The 17,565-nt window shown below is 58.7% G+C and carries 13 protein-coding genes; 6 read left to right on the top strand and 7 right to left on the bottom strand.

The window, feature by feature from the left end; genetic code table 11:
* Positions 1 to 8: 8 nt before the first annotated feature.
* Together GWR55_RS08640 and GWR55_RS08635 are read right to left on the bottom strand one after the other, a co-directional pair.
* Entirely contained in the window at positions 9 to 1,040 is a 1,032-nt protein-coding gene (locus tag GWR55_RS08640) for a PmoA family protein (RefSeq protein WP_162401906.1), read from the bottom strand.
* Complete coding sequence (locus GWR55_RS08635) at positions 1,033 to 2,385, bottom strand: Gfo/Idh/MocA family protein (protein ID WP_162401905.1); 1,353 nt, start codon at positions 2,383 to 2,385, stop codon at positions 1,033 to 1,035. The genes GWR55_RS08640 and GWR55_RS08635 overlap by 8 nt, the downstream gene beginning before the upstream one ends.
* A 374-nt stretch (positions 2,386 to 2,759) precedes the next feature.
* Here GWR55_RS08635 and GWR55_RS08630 point away from each other — a divergent pair, with 374 nt between their 5' ends.
* Positions 2,760 to 3,299, top strand: coding sequence for a PEP-CTERM sorting domain-containing protein (locus tag GWR55_RS08630; RefSeq protein WP_162401904.1), 540 nt, complete (start codon positions 2,760 to 2,762; stop codon positions 3,297 to 3,299).
* Positions 3,300 to 3,387: 88 nt separating this feature from the next.
* Here the strand turns inward: GWR55_RS08630 and GWR55_RS19075 are convergent, their stop codons facing one another.
* Positions 3,388 to 3,537: a hypothetical protein gene (locus GWR55_RS19075; protein WP_202925601.1), complete on the bottom strand. Its 150-nt coding sequence runs from the start codon at positions 3,535 to 3,537 to the stop codon at positions 3,388 to 3,390.
* Between the two features lie 68 nt (positions 3,538 to 3,605).
* Here GWR55_RS19075 and mutL point away from each other — a divergent pair, with 68 nt between their 5' ends.
* The gene (gene mutL, locus GWR55_RS08625; protein WP_162401903.1) at positions 3,606 to 5,552 is read left to right on the top strand and encodes a DNA mismatch repair endonuclease MutL; all 1,947 of its coding nucleotides are present in this window, start codon (positions 3,606 to 3,608) and stop codon (positions 5,550 to 5,552) included.
* 70 nt (positions 5,553 to 5,622) lie between these two features.
* Here the strand turns inward: mutL and GWR55_RS08620 are convergent, their stop codons facing one another.
* Positions 5,623 to 6,462 carry a hypothetical protein gene (locus GWR55_RS08620; RefSeq protein ID WP_162401902.1) on the bottom strand — a complete coding sequence of 280 codons (840 nt, stop codon included), beginning with the start codon at positions 6,460 to 6,462 and terminating at the stop codon, positions 5,623 to 5,625.
* 210 nt (positions 6,463 to 6,672) lie between these two features.
* Here GWR55_RS08620 and GWR55_RS08615 point away from each other — a divergent pair, with 210 nt between their 5' ends.
* The 4 genes from GWR55_RS08615 (at position 6,673) to GWR55_RS08600 (ending at position 13,520) form a co-directional block, all read left to right on the top strand.
* On the top strand, positions 6,673 to 8,412 hold the full coding sequence (locus GWR55_RS08615; protein WP_370521419.1) for an MFS transporter: 1,740 nt from the start codon (positions 6,673 to 6,675) through the stop codon (positions 8,410 to 8,412).
* Entirely contained in the window at positions 8,409 to 9,293 is an 885-nt protein-coding gene (locus GWR55_RS08610) for a hypothetical protein (protein ID WP_162401901.1), read from the top strand. The genes GWR55_RS08615 and GWR55_RS08610 overlap by 4 nt, the downstream gene beginning before the upstream one ends.
* Before the next feature lie 107 nt (positions 9,294 to 9,400).
* The gene (locus GWR55_RS08605; protein ID WP_162401900.1) at positions 9,401 to 10,912 is read left to right on the top strand and encodes a UxaA family hydrolase; all 1,512 of its coding nucleotides are present in this window, start codon (positions 9,401 to 9,403) and stop codon (positions 10,910 to 10,912) included.
* A 115-nt stretch (positions 10,913 to 11,027) separates the two neighbouring features.
* Positions 11,028 to 13,520: a 2-oxoglutarate dehydrogenase E1 component gene (locus GWR55_RS08600; protein ID WP_162401899.1), complete on the top strand. Its 2,493-nt coding sequence runs from the start codon at positions 11,028 to 11,030 to the stop codon at positions 13,518 to 13,520.
* Positions 13,521 to 13,887: 367 nt separating this feature from the next.
* Here GWR55_RS08600 and GWR55_RS08595 read toward each other — a convergent pair whose 3' ends face one another.
* From GWR55_RS08595 to GWR55_RS08585, 3 genes are all read right to left on the bottom strand, one after another.
* A complete protein-coding gene (locus GWR55_RS08595) occupies positions 13,888 to 14,088 on the bottom strand; it encodes a cold-shock protein (protein WP_022845525.1) in 201 nt (66 codons plus the stop codon).
* A gap of 341 nt (positions 14,089 to 14,429) precedes the next feature.
* Complete coding sequence (gene cmk / locus GWR55_RS08590) at positions 14,430 to 15,212, bottom strand: (d)CMP kinase (protein WP_162403857.1); 783 nt, start codon at positions 15,210 to 15,212, stop codon at positions 14,430 to 14,432.
* A 72-nt stretch (positions 15,213 to 15,284) separates the two neighbouring features.
* The gene (locus GWR55_RS08585; protein WP_162401898.1) at positions 15,285 to 17,231 is read right to left on the bottom strand and encodes a hypothetical protein; all 1,947 of its coding nucleotides are present in this window, start codon (positions 17,229 to 17,231) and stop codon (positions 15,285 to 15,287) included.
* Positions 17,232 to 17,565: the final 334 nt, after the last annotated feature.

The following is a 17,565-nucleotide window of genomic DNA, read 5'->3' as shown; positions in this document are numbered from 1 at the left end:
TGATATTGCTACTTCATTGCATCAAAGGCATCCGCAGCCTGATTCATCTCGGACGGTGAGGCTGCATGGGACGAGATGCTGACCTGATACTGGAACGTCGTCGACTTCCCCTTGTCGAGGGTGTAGTCGAACTGCGGCTGCTTGGGATCGAAGATCCTGCGCCCCAGTGGATTGGCTGCGAACAGGCCATATCCACGTGCGTGCCAGTAGGTCGGATATCCGGGATTCCCCTTGTGATCGAAGATTGCAATCGTCTCCGTATGACCGTCATGAGTATGCCCAGTCAGCTCGCACCAGCGTCCTCGCGTGGACCACACGACGTCGCCTTCCACACCTTCACTCGTACGATAGACCCCGGTGGCTCCGGCACTGTTGCCTTCCACCTTGGTCTGCCGTCCGTCGGCATCGGCAAAGGTTCCGCCCTTCTCCGTCGGTGACTCGAGGAAGTGAGCCACGCGAATGCCCAGAACGCCCTCCTTGTCGTCGTGGAAGATGACCTTGTCGAGCGCGGTGAGCGTCACGGTCATATCGATCGTGCGGGTGTCGCCCTTCTGTGAGAAGACATACTTCGTCTTCTGGTTCAGGATCTTCTGTCCCGCGCCCGTCTCCCAGACGGAGTCGACGACCAGCTCGCCTTTGGCCCCGCTGCGAACGGACACGACCTTCTCGTGATGAATCGTTCCCATCTTTGGCCGCTGCTCCGGCTTGATGGCGTCGGAGTTGTTCCAGAAGTCAAAGCCGTTCGCATTGCCATAGTTGAACCACAGGCCGGCGTGATGCGGGTGGTCCACCCGCTCCATATCACGTGGAGCGAGTGGATATCCGCGGGTCACAGTAACGCCATCTGCAGCAACCAGGGGAAAGAGAACGGGCTTCTTCAACGTCGATGGCCACACATAGGACGTAAAGGGCTTGCCATCGATCGTCACATCGACGCGTTGATGCGCCTCGTCAGCGACCACCTTGACGTTGTTGGTTGCAGCGCCTGCCACTTGCAGAGTCCCAATCAGCATGGCGCATCCCAGCAGCGTTTTATGCATAGACCTTTCCTCCTGCGAGGATCTGCTGGGTCTTGGAGTTGAAGGTTACGCGCTGGCCGGTCTGGATGGCGGCAATCGTCATGCACAGCGCGACCGAGTGGCTATAGCCGGCATCGACGTTGGCATTCGGCTGCTTGCGCGAGCGCACACACTGCATCCAGTTCAGCATGTTGGCTGAGGTCATCGGATCGGCACCCGTGTCGGCCGCAGTCGAAGCAGCCTCAGCATGCTCGCTGAGTGCGAACGTCGGCAGCTGGTTCGCCTTCATTCCCATCTCGGCCGCAGCCTTCGCCGTCAGGCCCCCGGTCGAGTTGACGATCTGCTTGTCCATGTCAAGCGAGCCGCCATTGGAGTAGTAGATCTCCTTTACACCGCCCGCCGAATTGGTCTGACGAGAGGAATACAAAACCTGGAAACCTTTCGTCGGCTCACTTTCCGGGCCGTAGTCGAAGACAGCTGTCATCGTGTCCCAGTTCTTACGGCCATCGTGCCACTGATAGATTCCTCCGTTGGCGACGACGCTGCGCGGATTGGGATAACCCGAGAACCAGTGAACGGTATCGATCTGGTGGACCAGCCACTGATCGGGGATACCCGAGGAGTATGGCCAGAACAGTCGAAACTCCAGATATTTCCTGGCGTCGAACGGCTCGTAGGGCTGATCCATCAGGTAACGCTTCCAGTCCGTATCTTGTTCCTTCAGGAGCGGAACGACATTGGGACGGCGCCAGCGACCGGGCTGGTTAACATTCCACGTCATCTCTACCATGTTGATGTCGCCGAACTTACCTGACTTGATGTACTCGTAAGCCTTCTGGTAGCTGGGCGTCGAGCGACGCTGGGTGCCGATCTGCACAATCTGCTTGTTGGCATGGACGGTGTCGCGGATCGCTCGGGCGTCCTTCATGGTGTGAGCCAGCGGCTTCTCCACATAGGCATCGCGACCGGCCTTGACGGCCTCTACGCCGTGCTTGGCGTGCTGAAAATCTGCCGTAGCGATCAGGACGGCATCCACGTCCTTGCGGGCGTACAGCTCGTCATTGTTGCGGACCGTGTCCACCTTCGGGCCGCCCTTCTTCTGGATGTAGGCCACGCCATCCTCCCTGCGACGGTTCCACAGGTCCGAGATCGCCACAAACTCGAAGTTCATCTCCTTGGCATGCTGCAAAAAGGATGGAATCAACGCACCCTTCATTCGGTCGCCGCAGCCCACAACCGCAGTGCGTACCCGGTCGTTGGCGCCTACAATCTTGGCGTAACTGGTGGCGTTCCATGTAGCGACGGTGCCAGCCACAGCCGCCCCCATCTTTACAAAATCGCGTCGGCTCGTCTGGTCAGACCCCATAGCTGCTCCTTATAAATCAGAAAATTGAACTGTGCCGTGTGCGCAGACCACTTTCCAGGCTTCGAACGCAGGCATAGCTTCGAAACCCGGAAAACACCCCTGCTTTTCCGGTCGACGAAGTGTACAGAATTTCTGAGAGGTCTGGCCACTTTAAAGTGCCGCGAAAATTTCAGTGACCCCGCGGACCGAGTTCCACAAATCTTCCACTCTCGTTCGCCAATGTGGGAAAAAGAGTTCCCATCGATGGCCGATCTAGTCCCAAACTGCGCAAAATTATGCAAATTGTGGCTATTTTGCTGTCGGGGAGAGTTTGGTCGGTCACTTGCTTCTACAACAGCCAGAACGAATCCCCAGAAGATCGGATAACAAACAAGATGCGCCGTACCCTGAAGTTTTTCTGTGTTGCAGCTTTTGCCTTGGTTCTCTCAGCTCCGGCCCGGCTGTTTGCCGCTCCGGTTACCTACAATCTCACCCTTACACCCTCTGCTGGTTCTCTCTATGGCGGCACGGGCTCCATCACCTTTGATGGAGCGCCTTCTGCCTCGGGAATCTCCGATTACTCGGTCAGCAATGGAAAGTTGATCGATGTTGCCTTCAACATCGATGGACAGACCTTTACCCTCGCCGGGGCTACGGGCGATACCCTCGTTCGCTTCCTCGATGGGCAACTGAATGACATCACCTTTGCCGAGATGATCGGAAGTTCTCCGAATCGTTACACCCTGCACGTCACGAGCGTCTATGCCTTCTACTACAACGATGGCCAGGCTGCTTCTTACGGTACCTTCACGGCAACCCCCGTTGATGGGCCGTCTCCCGTCCCGGAACCAGGTTCGCTCGCTCTGCTTGGGACCGGATTTCTCGGGGCCAGCGGCGCGTTGTATCGCCGCCTGCGCACAGCGCGTTCCAGCTAATCCACGACCGGGTCGGTGATACGCGCCAGGGTAGCAGACACTTCCTCCGGGAGAGGAAGTGCCTGCTACCCTGCTTTCTTTTTCGAGATCAGTGGTGCTTGAAGTATTGAATGGCCCGCTCGTGCTCCTCGGCTTTTTCCCGTGTCGAAAAGGTTCCTAGATTCTTCCTCTTCTTCGTCTTCGGATCGACATGGCGCGAATAGATCCGGTACTCGCCGCTCTTCAGTTTGCGAATCATCGTTGAGTTACCTCCGGACCATTTCACACTCGTTTTCCGCACTCGATCTACCCCATACAATCAGAAACATGGGCCGTATCCGCATCCTCTCCGACCTGGTGGCCAACCAGATCGCCGCCGGCGAAGTCGTCGAGCGTCCGGCCTCCGTTGTTAAGGAGCTGCTGGAAAACTCGCTCGATGCCGGAGCCACGCGCATACGAATCGAGGTGGAGGGCGGGGGCCGCAAGCTGATCCGCATCACCGATAACGGACACGGCATGGGGGCCGACGATGCCTTGCTGGCTTTTGAGCGCCATGCCACCTCGAAGCTGCGGACCTCTGACGACCTGCTCTCCATCGCCACCCTCGGTTTTCGCGGTGAGGCCCTGCCGTCCATTGCCTCCGTCTCGCGTCTTACGCTGGAGACCCGGTTTGCGGAAGAAGAAGCCGGAACCGTCGTCGAGATTGCAGGCGGCAATATCGTTCGCGTGGAACCCGCCGGGTTGCCCACTGGTACTACGATTACGATTCGCGACCTTTTCTATAACACTCCTGCACGCCGCAAATTTCTTCGTTCCGAACAGACGGAACTGTCGCACATCGCCGCACTGGTGACGCATTATGCGCTTGCGAATCCGAACCGACACGTTGAGCTGCACTCGTCCACGCAGGCGCTTCTCACGGCTCCTGCTGCGGCAACCACCGCTGACCGGCTCTTCCAGGTCTTCGGCAAAGAGACCACATCGCATATGATTCCGGCGGCAGCGGAGATGGACTTTACCCGCGTGGGTCTGCCTGAGCCTCCGCCGTGGAAGCGCGATGCCGACTACGAGGTGCCGGAGCCCGGCTTTCTCCGTCTCTCCGGCTTCATCTCCAAGCCAGACCTGCAGAAGCTCAACCGCAACTCGATTTACATCTTCGTCAATGGCCGCCTCATCCGCGATCGGCTCATCCTGCATGCCCTTACTGAGGCTTATCGCAACATCATTCCGCCGACTTCGTACCCGGTGGTTCTACTCTTTCTCGAGATGCCGCCTCAGGAGGTCGACGTCAACGTTCATCCTGCAAAGACGGAGGTTCGTTTTCGTCAGGCTGCGTTCGTGCATGACTTCGTCCGCGATACTGTACGCACCGCCCTGATGCATGCGCGGCCCGCGGCCGACTTTCTCCAGGCGCTGCATAACAGCCCGCTGGCCAGCGCGTCTCTGCTGGTCGACGTGAGTCCATTGCCGGGCGGTCCCGAGCAACCGGTTTTCGGCCCGATGGGCGATGCTGTGGGATTCGGCTCGGAGGCCCCGCCCAACCCTGCCGACATCGCCAGCTTTGCGTTGCAATCCGCTCCAGCGCCTGCCTCGTCACGACTGGAATTCGGCGAGACGATCCCCGTGGGTTACGACCCTTCGGCGGAGGAAGGAAGTCCGCTGCAGCCTGACGGAGAAGCCCAGACGCTCAACGCCCTTGCTACGCTCAGGCCGCTCGGCCAGCTTCAGGACTCTTTCATCCTCGCAGTCAACGATGAGGGGCTCTGGATCGTCGATCAGCACGTCGCGCACGAGCGCGTGCTCTTCGAAAAGATCCTGCGCGACCGTGAGGTCGAGTGCGTGCAGCGCCAGCGACTCCTGATGCCTGTGCTCGTGGACCTTCTTCCCGCCCAGATGGTTGCTTTCACCCGGCTCGCCGATGAGTTGGAGCGGAATGGCTTTGAGGCTGAGCCCTTTGGCCCGAAGACGATCGCAATCAAGGCCGCGCCCGTTGGTCTGCAGGGCAGGGAACTGGAGCGCATGCTCGAAGAGGTGCTCGCCGTTCCTGACCGTGAGCAGCAGGTGGAAAACTCCGAGGCTCGACGTCATCGCATTGCAGCCTCCATCGCCTGTCACGCCGCCATCAAGATCAATACGCCGCTCGATCCAGCCAAGATGGATTGGCTGTTGCGCGAGCTGGCGAAGACCGAGCATCCGACAAGCTGCCCGCACGGCCGGCCAATCGCCCTGCGCTACTCTCTGAAGGACATTCAGAAGGCCTTCCATCGTATTTAGTTAGCTTCCAAAAGACACAGGCGCCTCAGCGGGCGCCCGTGATCCGTATCGATCGCTGCAATTTAATTATTTATGGATGCGGTTGTCCCATGTTCTCCGCCGAAGCTACGTTCACCGTGAACTTCGTTCCGCTACCAAGTGAAATGTTTTCTCCCTGTGCATCCAGAACGCTTGCGCTGTCAGGGGTTGTAGGTGCGCTCAATGTTACCTTCGGCTTGTTGCCAACCGGTACACGATCGTTCGCGCTCTTCAGCATGGGCCCAGGGGTCGATTGAGAAGACGCTCCCATGTCTCCTGTGCCCATCGTAGGGGAACTCGGCATCGGTGCGGGGGACGCACCAACTGATCCGCCCGCTCCTCCTGCAGAGCCTCCGGGGGCTGCTGCGCCGCTACCGATCGGTCCAGCCATTGCGCCTCCTGCAGGCATTGCCGCGCCGATATTTGTAGCAGGAGCAGTCATTGAAGTGATAGCCGAACGAATCGGAACTTCGTGGCCATCTTTCAGCTCCGCCCGATTGAGTGAGATGACCATGTGAGAGCTGTTCTCCTCCTTCGACTTCGCTTTCACATCGACGACATTTCCTTTCAGCTTCGTTCCCTTCGGCAGATCGGTGCCGTCAGGTAGCTTTGCCTCGTCGGTCGTCTTTGCGTCTACTTCATCTCCGACTTTGGCCTTCTTGGAGTCGAGTCCTTTCGTCAGCTCTGCGGACACGCTCGCTGCCTGCACCTGGCCTGACTTCTGTGACGCTTCCGGATCGGCAGCATCGCTCGCCGTTTGTGGTCGCGACTCCGTCGTCTGCGGCATTCGCGAAGCGTCACCCGGAGAAGGAGCCTGAGGAGAGGCCGTACTTTGCGCCTGTAGGGCAACCGAGAGTGTTGCCACCGACACAAGAGACAAGAGCTTTGTCATAGCTTTCTCCTTTCTTTGAGCAGGCATCGCACAACCTGCATCAGCAGTGAGACGACATCCGCGAAAACAGGCGTTGCCTGTGCTCACAAGCGCGAAGAATATGTGTGAACGGCGAAAAAACCCTTCCTCCGATACCGGTTAACATCTCGCGCATCTGGTAGCTGCTGACCTGGCCTCTTCGCTCGGCCGCGTCAGCAGAATCCTCCGAGGATGGTTACACTAAGTCAGCGGATGCCTCTTGAGACTCCAAACTCCGGTCCTCTGGTCGCTGTCGCCTCCCCCACGCCCAGCGGCTTTGCTCCGCTCCGTATCCATCTCTTTCGCGATCGCTGGGTAGCCTCGACGATCTCTTCGGTTGGAACCTGGATGCAGGACACAGCCGGAACCTGGCTGATGACCTCGCTGACGGCTTCGCCTCTGTTGATTGCATTGATGCAGACGGCCGCCTCGCTGCCCGTTCTGATGGTTGGCCTCCTGGCCGGGGCCACGGCCGACATCTTCGACCGAAGAAGATTGCTCATCTTCTGGCAGGCATGGATGCTGGTTTCGGTGGCGGTTCTGGCCGCTCTCACCTTTATCGGCTTCATCTCGCCGTGGACCCTGTTGGCATTTACCTTCCTGCTCAACATTGGCTCCGCGATGAACAATCCTGCATGGCAGGCCATCGTTCCGGAGCTTGTTCCACGAGAGCTCATCCCCGATGCCGTTGCACTTAACTCTGCGTCCAACAATCTCGCCCGGGCGGTCGGTCCTGCGCTCGGCGGTCTGATGGTCGCCGGCTTTGCCAGTGTTCATACGGGCGCCGGATGGGTCTTCTTCCTTAACGCCGCTTCCTTTGCCGGCGTTATCTGGGTGCTCTTCAACTGGAAGCGTACGCCCCTGTTCAAATCGGCGCTGCCATCGGAGCGGATCGCTGGCTCCATCATGACGGGCCTGCGTTATGTTCGTTACGCGCCGGAGCTGCAGTCCTCCCTCATTCGCGCCTTTACCTTCGCCTTCTTCGTATCGGCCATCTGGGCTCTCCTGGCCGTCGTGGCCAAACGCGATCTCAGTGAAGGCGCGCTGGGATATGGCATCCTGAATGGCTCTCTGGGTTTGGGAGCGGTGATTGCGGCAACCATGCTGCCCCGTATCCGTCGCCGGGTTGCGGCCGATACGATCATCGCAGTCTCAACGTTCTACGACGTGGCAACGCTCTTGATTCTCGCTTACGTCCATTATCCGCTGATTATCATCTTTACGCTGATCGTCTCCGGATTCGCGTGGACCAGCACGATGTCCACGCTCAACACCTCCGTGCAACTCTCCGTACCCGCATGGGTCCAGGCGCGTGCGCTTGGGGCATACCTGATGACCTTCCAGGGAGGCATGGCGCTCGGATCCATCCTGTGGGGTACCATCGCCGAGCATACATCGACTCCCATTGCTTTGGCTGTCTCCGCCTGCGGACTCGCGATCAGCTATCCCTTTATTCGCCGCTTTCACATCCTCCAGGGCCCTCTGCCCGATCACACTCCCTTCCGCTCCTCGCGGCCAGTGACGCAGCCAAGCCTCTTTCAACTTGCAGATAACGCCGCTCAGGCCGAAGACCTCATCCACGAAGGTCCGGTGCGCATCTCCATCGAGTATCGAATTCCGCTCGAGCGCTACGCAGAGTTCACCCATGCCATTCACCAGCTTCGCGGCGTGCGTCTGCGCGACGGCGCCATGCGTTGGGGAATCTATCGCGACGTCATCGATCCCGAGCGGCTGAACGAGACCTTCGTCATGGAGTCATGGCTCGACTACTTGAGATCGAGAGAGCGGATCACCGCGGCCGACGAAGCCATCCGCGCGCACGTGCGCGAGCTGCATCAGGGTGAGGAACAGCCAAAGATCTCCTACCAGATCTACGCCCGCGAGATCACACCCAACGAGACGCCTCCGCACCGTCAGCCTGACTCGAAATGAAGATGCTTCTATCAGCACTTCTACTGCTGATCCTCCATAGCGCCAGCGCGCAATCCCTTGTTCAAACGCAGGCGTCCCTGGCGGAAGAATCCTCCCATGCTTCTCTGCCGGATATCGGGTCACTGATGCGTGAGGTGGAAGAGCATCAAAAGGCATCGGAACGAATCCAGAAAGATTATCTCTATCGCGAGGTGATACGACAGCAGCGCAGCAACGGTCGCAAAGGAGAGACGCGCGAATACGATGTCTTCTGGCTCCGGGGAGTTCAGGTTCACAAACTCGTCCGCAAGGACGGTAAAGATCTCACCGCCGAAGAACAGCGCAAGGAGAGCGAGCGTATCGACAAAGACGTAGCGAAGGCCCTGGAGCGTAAACGCAAAGCCGATACGAAAGGAAAGAAGACAGATTCCGAGGGAAGGGAAGAGGTGACCGTCTCGCGCTTTCTTGAGCTGGGAGCCTTCTCGAATCCGCGTCGAGAGTTGCTGAACGGTCGCAGCACCATCGTTGTTGATTATGCTGGAAACCCGAACGCAAAGACGCGCAATCGCCTTGAGAGTGTCATCCGCGACCTTGCGGGAACCATCTGGATCGATGAACGGGATCTAGCCGTCGTAAGGCTGGAAGGGCGTTTCGCGGATTCCTTCAAGATCGGTGCCGGTCTTGTCATGTCGATTCGCAAAGGCACGGCATTCTCCGTGCAGCAGATCAAGGTCAACAACGAGGTATGGCTTCCTTCGCGCATCGAAGCCAACGGAGCCGCGCGAGTCCTGCTGCTGTTTCACTTCGACGGAAGCATACTTATTACCGACTCGGATTACCGCAAGTTCAAGGCGACCTCCACCATACTCCCGGGAGACGCAGCCGTTCAGCGGCCCCAATGACTTAGTCGAGCCTTCGATTCGAGGGCGAGCAAATTAGGTAGAAACACGGCAGAGAGAGTAAATTTTGGTCATACCACTCTTCGGCTGTCGCGTTTTCAACGATTGCAATGCCCCAGGTTCTCAAGCTCGGCTCTCAGGATGATGTTCTCGTCGCCCTTCAACCCGTGAAGGCCGGCGAGGTGCTGCCCGAGTTTCACCTCACCGCCGTCTCTGATATTCCTGCCGGACACAAATTGGCTCTTCACCCCCTGGCAATCGGCCACGCTGTCAGAAAGTTCAACCAGATCATCGGGTTTGCGACACAGCCGATCGCCGCGGGCGAGCATATTCACACTCATAATCTCGCCGTGGGCGAAGTGGAGAAGGATTACGCCATTGGCGTGGACGCACATCAGAGTCCCGCCATTGCAGATGCTGCTGCAGGAACATTCCTTGGATATCGGCGTGCTGATGGTCGGGTGGGAACGCGAAACTATGTCGGCATTCTGACGACCGTCAATTGCTCCGCGAGCGTAGCACGACGGATAGCAGCGCACTTCACACCGGAAATTCTTAGCGCCTTCTCCAACGTCGACGGCGTGGTGACTCTCACCCATGGAACCGGATGCGGCATCGCCAGCGGTGGCGAAGGGGCCGAAGTTCTGCGCCGCGTCTTTGCCGGCTATGCCACGCATCCCAACTTCGCCTCGGTCCTGCTTATGGGGCTGGGTTGTGAGACCAATCAGATCGATTCTCTCGTGGAACTCACCGGTTCCAGAGACACCGTCCACACGGCTAACATCCAGGAGGAGGGAGGCACCTCTGCAAGCATCCGCAACGGAATCGCCTCGGTCTACAAGATGCTTGAGCAGGCGAATCGACAGATCCGCACTTCTGTTCCTGCCTCCCATCTCGTCATCGGATTGCAGTGCGGAGGCTCTGACGCCTACTCGGGAATCAGTGCGAACCCTGCCCTCGGGGTCGCAGCCGATCATCTTGTTCGCGATGGAGGAACTGCCATCCTCTCGGAGACCCCCGAGATCTACGGAGCCGAGCATCTGCTTACGCGCCGCGCCTCGCGTCCCGAAGTGGCCGAGCGCCTGCTCGATCGCATCCGCTGGTGGGAGGCGTATACAGCGCAGCACAAGGCCACGATGGACAATAATCCTCAGCCCGGCAACAAGACCGGCGGGCTGACGACGATTCTCGAAAAGTCGCTTGGGGCCGTCGCCAAAGGGGGATCCTCGAACCTGAGAGAGGTCTATCTCTACGCCGAACAAGTGCGGGAACACGGCCTCGTCTTCATGGATTCACCGGGCTTCGATCCGGTCTCCGCGACCGGGCAGGTGGCCGGCGGCGCCAACCTGATCTGCTTCACGACAGGCCGCGGTTCGGTATTCGGCTGTAAGCCTACGCCGTCCATCAAGATCGCTTCGAATACCGCACTGTTTCAGCGCATGCAGGATGACATGGACATCAACTGCGGTTGCATCATCGATGGCGAGCAGACGGTAGAGCAGGCAGGAGCCGCGATCTATAACGAGATCTTGGAGATTGCGTCGGGAAAACCAACCCGCAGTGAGGTTCACGGATTCGGGGAAGAGGAGTTCCAGCCCTGGGTTTTAGGTGCAACTCTATAGTCCTCAGGGTAAAGAAGTTGCAGGAATCCGTGTGCAGCCATGCGATGAAAGGACTAGCATAGATGTCAGGCGTTTAACGCCAAAAAGTTTGATTATTTAGAAAATCGAGGAAGCAATGGCCACCAAGGCAGGGACGTTGTCTCAAGGACCGACGGTAACCGACCCACAGGAACGTGAAGCAGTATTCGATATCTTTCGGCGATGGGGGTACCTGCAGGCCTCACTTGACCCTCTCGGGCAGTATCTTCCCGCGGACCCATTCCCTACACCCGCTCCTGAGGGCGAGTTGGCTGCGGAAGCCAGGCGCTACTATTGCGGCACCATCGCAATCGAGTTCATGCACATCCCCAGTGTGGAACAGAGACAGTGGCTTCAGTCTCAGATCGAAAAGACTCCCTCCAAGCCGAATCAGGCACACATCCTCACTCAGCTCATCCGCGCCGACCTCTTTGAGCAGGTGATCCAGTCCCGCTACCTGGGAACCAAGCGTTTCTCCCTTGAGGGAATCACCGCGCTGATTCCGTTCCTTGACCAGATCCTTGAGCTTGGTTCGACCCTTGGCGTCACCAAGGCGATGCTCGCGATGAATCACCGCGGACGCCTGAATGTGATGACCAACACTATCGGCCGTCCCGCATCTGAGATATTCACCAAGTTTGAAGACGTCGATCCGCGCAGCACCCTTGGCGGTGGTGATGTGAAGTACCATCTCGGCGCAACCGGCGATTACACGTCGCCGAGCGGTAAGGTGATCAGCCTCCATCTGGCCTCCAACCCGAGCCATCTCGAAGCAATCGACCCGGTTCTGATTGGCCGCAGCCGCGCCCGCCAGGAGCGCATCGGAGAGGGGGGAAAGAAGCAGGTCCTTCCGATCCTTGTCCACGGCGATGCCGCCTTCGCAGGGCAGGGCATCCTGGCCGAGACCCTCAACATGGAGACCCTGCCGGGTTACAACGTCGGCGGTGTGATTCACGTGATCGTCAACAATCTTCTGGGCTTCACTGCGAACCCCGAGGAGTCCAACGCCAGCCGCTTCTCCACCGACATCGCCAAACGGCTACCCATCCCCATCATTCACGTCAACGCCGAAGATCCGGACGCAGTTGTTCGCGTTGCAGCTCTTGTGACCGAGTACCGGCAGCGCTTTGGCTCAAGCGTTGTCGTCGACCTGATCGGCTACCGTCGCCATGGCCACAGCGAGGTCGATGATCCGACCGTAACGCAACCGCGCCGGTATGCGGTCATCAAGGATCATGCGCCGCTCTATCAGATCTATGCGGAGAAGATTGGCGTCAATCCTGCGAAGGAAGCGGAGAATATCCAGCAGGAGTTCCTCGACCAGCAGAAACTGGCGACCCAGGCCAGTCACATCCCCCACATGGCGACCCTTCCGTCGTACTGGGACAAGTTCAAGGGCGGCGAGTATGATGCCTCGCTCGAGGTCAATACCGGAATTTCGGCTGAGCGCGTCGGCGAGCTTGTCAAGAAGATCACGACTTATCCCAAGGACTTTCACATTCACCCGAAGGTAAAGAAGCTCTTCGAGCAACGCCTGGAGATGGGATCGGGTGCAAAGCTGTTCGACTACGGCACAGCAGAGCTCGTCGCGTTTGCCTCGTTGCTGGAAGACGGCACTCTGGTTCGTCTGACCGGTCAGGATTCGCAGCGCGGAACCTTCAATCAACGCCATTCGATCGTGGTCGATACTGAGACGGAGAGCCGTTATTCTCCGCTTGCAAATCTCAGCAAGGCGCAGGGCCGCTTTGAGGTCTACAACTCGTTGCTTTCTGAGGCCGCCGTCCTTGGCTTTGAGTACGGTTTCGCCCGAGACTACCCTGAGGCTCTGGTGATGTGGGAGGCGCAGTTCGGCGACTTCGCCAACGGTGCTCAGATCATCATCGACCAGTTCATCGCCGCAGGCGAGGCAAAGTGGGGGCTTCTCTCCGGCGTCGTCCTCCTTCTGCCGCACGGCTATGAAGGCCAGGGGCCGGAGCACTCCAGCGCCCGTGTCGAGCGATATCTTCAGCTTGCCGCCAACGACAATATCCAGATCTGCCAGCCTTCGAACGCCGCCCAGTACTTCCATCTGCTGCGCCGCCAGGTGATGCGTTCGTGGCGCAAGCCGCTGGTGGTCTTTACGCCGAAGAGCATGCTGCGTCATCCCGATGCTGCGTCCCCGATCGCGGACTTCAGCCACGACCGCTTCCTCAACGTCCTTCCGGACAACGATGTGAAGGATCCACGGCGTCTGCTGGTCTGCAGCGGAAAGGTCGGCCACAATCTCCGCATGGAGCGTGAGAAACGCAAGGACTTCAGCGTAGGTATCATCTTCGTCGAGCAGCTTTATCCGTGGCCGGAGCAGGAACTGCAGGCGGCGCTCGATCAGTATCCGAATGCAGAAGAGATCGTCTGGGTCCAGGAAGAACCTGCCAACATGGGCCCGTATTTCTATGTCATGCCACTCCTTCGACGCCTGGCTGGCAACCGTGCCGTGCTGAGTGTGAAGCGGAGCGCCAGCGCCACCCCTGCAACCGGATCGGCCAAGGCACACGACATCGAGGAGAAGACCCTGGTCAATATGGCATTGGGAATGGCTGGAGACCAATAGGTCCCCAGCATTTCTGCCTACGTCTTTCAAACATTGATTTTAGGTCCGGACTCCCATGGCAATTGAGAGGCCATAAGAAAAAGCCCCGGTTGAAGCCGGGGCTTTTCTTTGTCCTTTTCTCTTTAACTGTAATTCTGCATAGCGCGGATCGGCGCCGCTAGCCTATTGATCAAAAAAGGCTTATGAATATTCCTTCTTGACAGAGGCAATTCATGGAGCAGAAAGAACAAGGCAGGGTGAATAGCAGGACCGCCGGTCACTCATTTTATCCGGCAGCATTCTTCTGATAGAGATGCATTGAGGGATAGCTCACAGCTATCCCTCAATGCAAACCGGTCGTCGCTGGCCCTTCAAGCCGGTTTTGGAGTTACAGAGGCTGAACGTCAGAAGCCTGCCAACCCTTCGGCCCCTTCACAACGTTGAACTGAACGGCCTGACCCTCTTGGAGGCTCTTGAAGCCGCTGGAATTAATCGCCGAATAGTGAACGAATACATCTTCACCGTTCTGGCGGCTAATGAATCCAAACCCCTTCGCGTCATTGAACCACTTTACTGTTCCCTGTTCCATGTTGTTTCTTTCCTTCTTCTACTACTGATTGAATTGCCGTAGATACAAATCGGGGTTCGCGCAGACAAAAAGCATTGCAGAAAACCAATCTGTTTCAAACGATGTGAGAAGGTTAGCATAACTCGTAATTTTTTTTTATAAATCTTTGAAATGCACCGGGAACGGTGCAAAAGATGCATGAGGAAATCTGCGGTCGATCTCTCATTCCACTTGGGTTGTGGAATGGAAGCTGGTTTGCTTCATGGTGTCAGCCAGGTGGGCTGATTTCGATGCACGGCTGAGACAACGAGAACGTCGTCCGGCCGCTGATTTCAAGGAGCTTTCTGCTGACGGCCTCAGCCCTAGTTCAGTTCTCCGGCCGTCAGATGGTCGCGGACGATCTCTTCAGCTCTGGCCAGTACCTGTTCCAGACTGAGAGAGGTGGAATCTACGATCACGGCATCGGACGCCGGCCGCAGCGGAGATTCGGCGCGATTGCGGTCGCGCTCGTCACGTTCTTTCAATTCTTCAAGGATCTTCTTTTGCGCCGCAGCCTGCTCAGGCGTAGGCTGCCCGGGCGCGGACCTCGGGTCGTTGGGGTCGCGGGGAATCGCGACCTGACGGTAACGCCGGTCGCCGCGAACCTCCGGCGCCGCATCCAAAAAAATCTTCACCTCGGCGTCCGGAAAGACGGCGGTCCCGATGTCCCGGCCTTCCATCACCACGCCGCCATTTCTACCGAGCGCCCTCTGCTGTTCGACCATCCAGGCCCGCAGCTTCGGGTGGACGGAGACGCGGGAGGCAGCAGCGGTGACATCGGCTTCGCGGACGCGGTTCGAGACATCGCTCTCATCCAGCAGAACGCGATTTCCTCCAACCTGCGGCTCCAACCGGATGCGTGTATAAGCAGCGATCTCCAGCAGAGGAGCTTCTTCATCGAACGAAAGATCGTTTTCGATTGCCTTCAGGGCGAGCGCGCGGTACATGGCCCCCGTCTCCAGGTTCAGAAGTCCGAACCGGCGTGCCAAATGTGCGGCCAGGGTGCTTTTGCCCGCGCCTGCAGGTCCATCGATCGCGATAATGGGGCGCGTGCGCCGCGTGGGAATGGCGGCGGAAGAGCTGCGAGCTTCGTCGATCGGTTTCATCATGCCGGAGTTATCTTATTGCTGCTGCGGGCGAAAGTTGAAAGGGAATTCTCCTGAGGAGTGCCCTGGCGGCTACTCCTCAGGCTTCTCGCGAGGCTTCCGTGCCGGAGCACCGCGCTTGCCAAAGGGCTTCTTATTTCCTTTGAATTTATCGAAGGGGCCTGCATTCCGTGGCGGCTTTCCGGAAGACGGCTTCCCGGAGAAGGATGGAGACTTCTTCGAAAATTTTCCGGCCGGCTTATTAAACGGCTTCCTCTTCGCTGCGTCCGGGCCACCTTCCGGCCGGAACCTCTTCGGCCTCTCCGATGTGCCTTCGCCCCCCGCAGCAAAAGGCTTCCTTCCGGTAAAGCTCCTGCGTTCACCGGAGGGCCTGTCACCGAAAGACGGCTTCCTGTCGGAGAACTTCTTTCCACCGCTGAAGGGTTTCCCAGGAGAGAAGGGCCGTTTTGAATCAGTGCTGCGGCGGGGACGCTCTTCTCCTCTGCCGCGCTCCTCGCGGAAGCTGGAGGAGGATCCCTCAGAACGTGGCTTTGAGAATTTGCCGCGTGGGGCATCGAACTTGCGAAATGCCGGACGCTCTCCGCGACTATTGTCCCGGCGAAATGCGGGACGTTCTCCAGGTGCATGATCTTTCCGAAATGCGGGGCGTTCTCCGCGGCTGTCATCCCTGCGGAATGTCGGTCGATCTCCACGCCGGTCCTGACCACCCTGGTTCTGGTCGCGCCGGAAAGGAGGTCTGTCCTCACGGTCGGGACGGGGCCGCGGGCTTCGTCGCTCTTCGGAAGATCTCTCGAAGGAGCGAGGACGGCGTGCTTCACGCTCGCGCTTTTCCTCATCCCAGGGACGGGTGAAGTCAGGGCGCGGGCGATCCTGACGAGGTTGGTCTGTGCGTGGACGATCTGGGGAGAAGCGTGGCTTCTGCTCGTCGCGTCGGAAGGGGCGGCGTTCGCGCTCGAAGCTGCCGTCGCGACGCGGAGGCCTGCGATCACCCTGCGCTTCACGACGGGGCCGGCCTTCGCGGTCGTGTTTCTCGAATGGCTTGCGAGAAGAGGGAACAAACTTGCCGATGCGTTCGGTCTTCGTATCTCCGTCCGTGGTCACCACAAAAGCATCCACATCGTCCGGTACAGGTTCGGCTACAGGCGCAAATACGGGAATCTCGCCCGCGACGTAGAAACAACTCTTTCCATCGATGACAACTGCGTCAAGCTGACGTGCCGCGATAAGCGCACGGACGACCTCGCGGATGCGCGAGCGGGATGCCAGGGGCGACAGGAAGACCTCAATGTCTTCTTCCGTGGGAAGGATGGCCTGCGACAGGTAAAGCGAGATGAGCGCGGAGAGCGCAGTGGGAAGTCCGGCGTTGACCCCGGATTTGATCTGTTTGGTGTAGCGGGTCGTGGTCAGCTCCCACAGCGTGGCGGTGCCGTCCGCCTGAAGGACAGGGAGGACGCGCAGGTGTTCCCACAGCTCGGTGAGTGCGCGGAGTGCGGCGGCTTCCGTGACCTCGTTGCCCAGCTCGTTGGCGAGTTCGGGGGCTGTCATCCGTCCTTTTTCGGTAAGGAGCTTGAAGCTTGCCAGCGCGAGCGGAGAGACCCTGGCGGCTCCGCTGGTGACCGGTGGCTGCTTCCATGTCTTGTCGCCACGCAACGTGAAGATGTATGGCAGTACGGCAGGCGAGGCGAGAAAGTCAGGGGTTTCGGATCCTGCACCGGTGGGCGATCCGAAAAGGTGCAGAGGAATGACGGCACCCTCTGCGATGAGGCGTGCGAGCAGCGTGCGCGGCTGCGCAAGCTGCTCCAGCGTGGGAGAGGGCACGGCTTCGCCGAGGACAACTTCAGCAAAGCTGGGAGCGGGAGTCGAAGAGAGTTGCGGGCGCGGCGTGTAGAGAGCCAGGCCGTTGGCGACGATCCAGTCGCGCAGCGTCTCCACCGTAAGGAGCGGTTGCGCGTCATGACGCCAGTGCGCGCGGCGTGTCGCGGCTAGCTGGCCGGCAGTTGGAGCGAAGGAGGTGTTCAACGTAAAGCCTTCCTGCCGGGCGCGATACTGGGCGCAACGGCAAATCCACAAGCCTGGGCCGATGGATGACGATTCCCTGAATGATTAGGAGCGGCGTGCGACTGACAGGCACAGAAATCTCCGCTGCACGTCATCTACTAGGATACCGCATGCGGAGGCATGTAACGGCTACCGTGTCATTCAGAGCGAGGCAAGGATCCTCCCACTTCGCGAGCTTCGCCAACTCAATGTGCCGGCAGTGGTTTTATCCCTACAGCCGTTTCTCCATCGATTCGTCATTCTGAGCCGTAGGCGAAGAGTCCCTGTCTTCTTCCCGGAGCGCCGTAGCTATCAC

Source organism: Edaphobacter sp. 12200R-103, assembly GCF_010093025.1.
Lineage (GTDB): Bacteria > Acidobacteriota > Terriglobia > Terriglobales > Acidobacteriaceae > Edaphobacter.
The sequence above is the reverse complement of the archived record's forward strand: the minus strand, read 5'-3'. Positions and strand labels throughout refer to the sequence as shown.

Bases quoted from the DNA above. Each gene is read 5' to 3' on its own strand.
- GWR55_RS08610 (WP_162401901.1), top strand. From the start codon at position 8,409: ATGAAGATGCTTCTATCAGCACTTCTACTGCTGATCCTCCATAGCGCC.
- GWR55_RS08620 (WP_162401902.1), bottom strand. From the start codon at position 6,462: ATGACAAAGCTCTTGTCTCTTGTGTCGGTGGCAACACTCTCGGTTGCC.
- GWR55_RS19075 (WP_202925601.1), bottom strand. From the start codon at position 3,537: ATGATTCGCAAACTGAAGAGCGGCGAGTACCGGATCTATTCGCGCCAT.
- GWR55_RS08600 (WP_162401899.1), top strand. From the start codon at position 11,028: ATGGCCACCAAGGCAGGGACGTTGTCTCAAGGACCGACGGTAACCGAC.
- GWR55_RS08640 (WP_162401906.1), bottom strand. From the start codon at position 1,040: ATGCATAAAACGCTGCTGGGATGCGCCATGCTGATTGGGACTCTGCAA.
- mutL (WP_162401903.1), top strand. From the start codon at position 3,606: ATGGGCCGTATCCGCATCCTCTCCGACCTGGTGGCCAACCAGATCGCC.
- GWR55_RS08595 (WP_022845525.1), bottom strand. From the start codon at position 14,088: ATGGAACAGGGAACAGTAAAGTGGTTCAATGACGCGAAGGGGTTTGGA.
- cmk (WP_162403857.1), bottom strand. From the start codon at position 15,212: ATGAAACCGATCGACGAAGCTCGCAGCTCTTCCGCCGCCATTCCCACG.
- GWR55_RS08630 (WP_162401904.1), top strand. From the start codon at position 2,760: ATGCGCCGTACCCTGAAGTTTTTCTGTGTTGCAGCTTTTGCCTTGGTT.
- GWR55_RS08605 (WP_162401900.1), top strand. From the start codon at position 9,401: ATGCCCCAGGTTCTCAAGCTCGGCTCTCAGGATGATGTTCTCGTCGCC.
- GWR55_RS08635 (WP_162401905.1), bottom strand. From the start codon at position 2,385: ATGGGGTCTGACCAGACGAGCCGACGCGATTTTGTAAAGATGGGGGCG.
- GWR55_RS08615 (WP_370521419.1), top strand. From the start codon at position 6,673: ATGGTTACACTAAGTCAGCGGATGCCTCTTGAGACTCCAAACTCCGGT.